Consider the following 3,726-nt stretch of genomic DNA (forward strand, 5'->3'; position numbering starts at 1 on the left):
TATTCCCACGTCGCTGGAAGAAGCGCGCACCTTGGCGCAGGCCAATAATCCAGCGATTACCGCCGCCCAATATGATGAAGGCGTCGCCAAGCTGGCGGTGGATGAAGTGCGCGGCGAACTGCTGCCGACCGTTAGCCTCGTCGGCGACGTTAGTCGTCGCCACGATCAGCAAATTGGTGTCGAGCGCACGTCCTCGGCCAGCGTGACCGTGCAGGTCTCCGCCCCCTTGTACGAAGGCGGCAGCACCTATTCGCGCGTGCGTTCGGCCAAGCAGACGGCAGGGCAGCGTAAGACTGATATCGATACCCAACGCCGCTCGGCGGTGGAGCAGGCGACCCAGGCTTACGAGCAGATGAAATCTGCCCAGGCCCGTATCGAATCGCTCGCAGCGCAAATCCGTGCCAACGAAATCGCACTGGAAGGCGTGCGGCAAGAAGCCGTCGTCGGCTCGCGCACGACGCTTGATGTGCTGAACGCGGAACAAGAACTGTTGAACGCGCGCGTGTCGATGGTCCGCTCCAAGCGGGATGAGCAGGTGGCGGCTTATTCGTTGCTCAGTGCAACGGGGCGCTTGACCGCGCGGCAGTTAGGCTTAGCAGTCCCGCTGTATGACGTGGAAGAAAACTACCGCGCCGTCGATGGAAAGTGGCTTGGAACCGGTATTGCGCAGGAATAAGCGCAAATTTCGATTCTTCCGATTGGCAAACGGTCAAAGCTTTGACTAAAGTCATTGCCATAAGTGTTTGCGTAGCATGAGGAAGCGATGAGCGACCCGAAACCCCATCAAGAACCGTCGATGGAGGAAATCCTCGCCTCCATCCGCCGTATCATATCGGAAGATGGGGACGGTGCTCAGGCGGATGACGCGGAGGCTTCGGCCCCCGTTGTTTTAGCCCCCGTGCCTGCGGCTGGAACCATGCGGGCCGATGTGTTCGATCTGACACAGCGGGCCGATTCCGACGACGAAGACGATATGGAAATGGCCCGTAGCTTGGGCATCGAGGCGGTGGAAGCACCAAAGCCTTCCTTCAGTATGGATTTCGACGATCTTCCGACGCATTCGGCGAAGGACGATGTGGCTCCGGTTAAGAAGGCAGGCCCGACGTTCGATACGGGTTCATTCGAGACTGGCAAAAAGGCAGCGAGCATGAGTTTTGATGACGATGCGCTGATGTCTCCGGACTCGGCCAGTGCAGCCAGCCGTGCTTTTGCAAAACTGCAAGAGCCGGATGAGGATGATTCGCCGGCGGCCGCCGTTATGCGCGCCTCGGGCGGCTCTAACCCCACACTGGACGAGCTGGTGCGCGAAGCGCTGAAGCCGGTTTTGCGCGAATGGCTGGACCGCAACCTGCCGCCGATGGTGGAAACCATGGTCCGCGAGGAAATCCAACGCCTCGCCGCCTCCGGTCGCCGCCGCTAAACGCTTCTTTTTCTCTAGAGTGCTAACGGCCGCGCGGGCGCAAGCTCTGCGGCCGTTTTGCCGTCTTAAAGTCGATCTCTAAAGGGTTCCCGATGCTCGAAAAAACCTATACGCCCGCCGATTTGGAAAGCCGTCTCTATCCGAAGTGGGAACAAAGCGGCGGGTTTGCGGCAACCGGGGCCGGGAATAAGACGCCCTACACCATCATGATGCCGCCGCCGAATGTGACCGGCAGCCTTCATATCGGCCACGGCTTGACGATGACGTTGCAGGACGTGCTGATCCGCTACCACCGCGCGCGCGGCTTCGATGCCCTCTGGCAGCCGGGCACCGATCACGCCGGGATCGCGACGCAAATGGTGGTCGAGCGCAAGCTTGAGGCCGACGGCAAGCGCCGCGTGGAAATGGGGCGCGACGCTTTCATCGAAAAGGTTTGGGAGTGGAAAGAGGAATCGGGCGGCACCATCGTGCGGCAGTTGCGCCGCCTGGGGGCTTCCGCCGATTGGCCGCGTGAGCGCTTCACGATGGACGAGGGCATGTCGGCGGCGGTCCGCAAGGTCTTCGTCGATCTCTATAACCAGGGCCTCATCTACCGCGATAAGCGCCTCGTGAACTGGGATCCGAAGCTGCACACGGCTATTTCCGACCTGGAAGTGGAGCCGAAGGAAGTTAAGGGCAATCTCTGGCACCTGCGCTATCCCATCGAAGGCCAGCCGGACCGCTTCATTACCGTGGCGACGACGCGCCCCGAAACCATGTTCGGCGATACCGGCATTGCGGTGAACCCCGAAGACGCGCGTTACGCCGACCTCGTTGGCAAATTCGCCATTCTGCCGTTGGTGGGCCGCCGTATCCAGATCGTCGCCGACGAATACTCCGACCCCGAAAAGGGCACCGGCGCGGTGAAACTCACCCCGGCCCATGATTTCAATGACTTCGAGGTTGGTCGGCGGCATGGGCTTGCGCTTGTGAACATCTTTGACCGCGACGCGCGCCTGAACGATCAGGTTCCCGACGAATATCGCGGCCTAGATCGGTTCGAAGCGCGTAAGAAGCTCGTGCAAGCGCTTGAAGAACAAGAAATTTTAGTGAAGGTCGAACCGCACACCCATATGGTGCCCCACGGCGACCGGTCGGGCGTGGTGATCGAGCCGTGGCTGACCGATCAATGGTATTGCGACGCCGTAACCCTGGCGAAACCGGCGCTGGAAGCGGTCGAAACCGGGCGCACCAAGTTCGTGCCCGAGCAATGGACCAATACTTATTACCAGTGGATGCGCAACATCCAGCCTTGGTGTATTTCGCGCCAGCTTTGGTGGGGGCACCAGATTCCGGCGTGGTACGGGCCGGACGGGAAGATTTTCGTGGCCGAACTTGAGGCCGACGCGCAAGCCCAGGCGGATAAACATTACGGTAGCGCGACGGCCCTGACGCGCGACAGCGACGTGCTCGATACCTGGTTTAGCTCGGCGCTTTTCCCGTTCTCGACCCTCGGCTGGCCGGAAAAAACGCCCGATCTGGCGCGCTATTACCCCGGCGACGTGCTAGTGACGGGCTTCGACATCATCTTCTTCTGGGTCGCCCGAATGATGATGATGGGGCTGCATTTCATGGGCGATGTGCCGTTCCGCACGGTTTACGTTCATGCGCTGGTCCGTGACGAAAAGGGCCAAAAAATGTCGAAATCGAAGGGGAATGTCGTCGATCCCCTTGATTTGATTGACAAATACGGCTGCGACGCGCTGCGCTTCACCATGGCGGCGATGGCGGCCCCTGGGCGGGACGTCAAAATCTCCACCCAACGCGTTGAAGGCTATCGCAATTTCGCAACGAAGCGTTGGAATGCCACGCGCTTTGCCGAGATGAACGGCTGCGCTCGCGTGGCTGATTTCGACCCGGCCCAGGCGAAGGGCACCGTGAACCGCTGGATCATCGGCGAGCTTGCGGGCCTGCGCGCGAAGCTGGAAGAGGCGCTCGCCGCCTACCGCTTCAACGATGCCGCCAATCTGCTCTACGCGACCGCCTGGGGCAGTTTCTGCGACTGGTATTTGGAAGTGACCAAGCCGATCCTAGCCGGGGATGATGCGGCGCTCGCCGCCGAAACCCGCGCGACGACCGCCTGGGCGCTGGAGCAAATCGCCCGCCTGCTGCACCCGTTCATGCCCTTCATCACTGAAGCCCTGTGGGAGCATTTGTCGGGCGGCACGGGCGAAAGCCTGCTGGTCGCGCCCTGGCCGGAATTGCCGGACAGTTTGATCGATCCTGCCGCCCATGCCGAAATGACCTGGGTGATCGGCATGGGCGGC

Annotated in this window: 3 protein-coding genes; all 3 read left to right on the top strand. The window is 61.0% G+C overall.

The features are described 5' to 3' along the window. The coding region (locus tag ACIQ36_RS19170) for a TolC family protein (RefSeq protein ID WP_395832341.1) at positions 1-676 on the top strand (676 nt) is incomplete at its 5' end. An 87-nt stretch (positions 677-763) separates the two neighbouring features. Further along, positions 764-1,420, top strand: coding sequence for a DUF2497 domain-containing protein (locus ACIQ36_RS19175; protein WP_395832343.1), 657 nt, complete (start codon positions 764-766; stop codon positions 1,418-1,420). A gap of 92 nt (positions 1,421-1,512) precedes the next feature. After that, positions 1,513-3,726: valine--tRNA ligase (locus tag ACIQ36_RS19180; protein ID WP_395832345.1), on the top strand; the 2,214-nt coding region annotated here is incomplete at its 3' end.

This window comes from Elstera sp. (assembly GCF_044372965.1).
In the GTDB taxonomy this organism is placed as follows: domain Bacteria; phylum Pseudomonadota; class Alphaproteobacteria; order Elsterales; family Elsteraceae; genus Elstera.

Coding starts and splice junctions, on each gene's coding strand:
- ACIQ36_RS19175 (WP_395832343.1), top strand. CDS start 764: ATGAGCGACCCGAAACCCCATCAAGAACCGTCGATGGAGGAAATCCTC.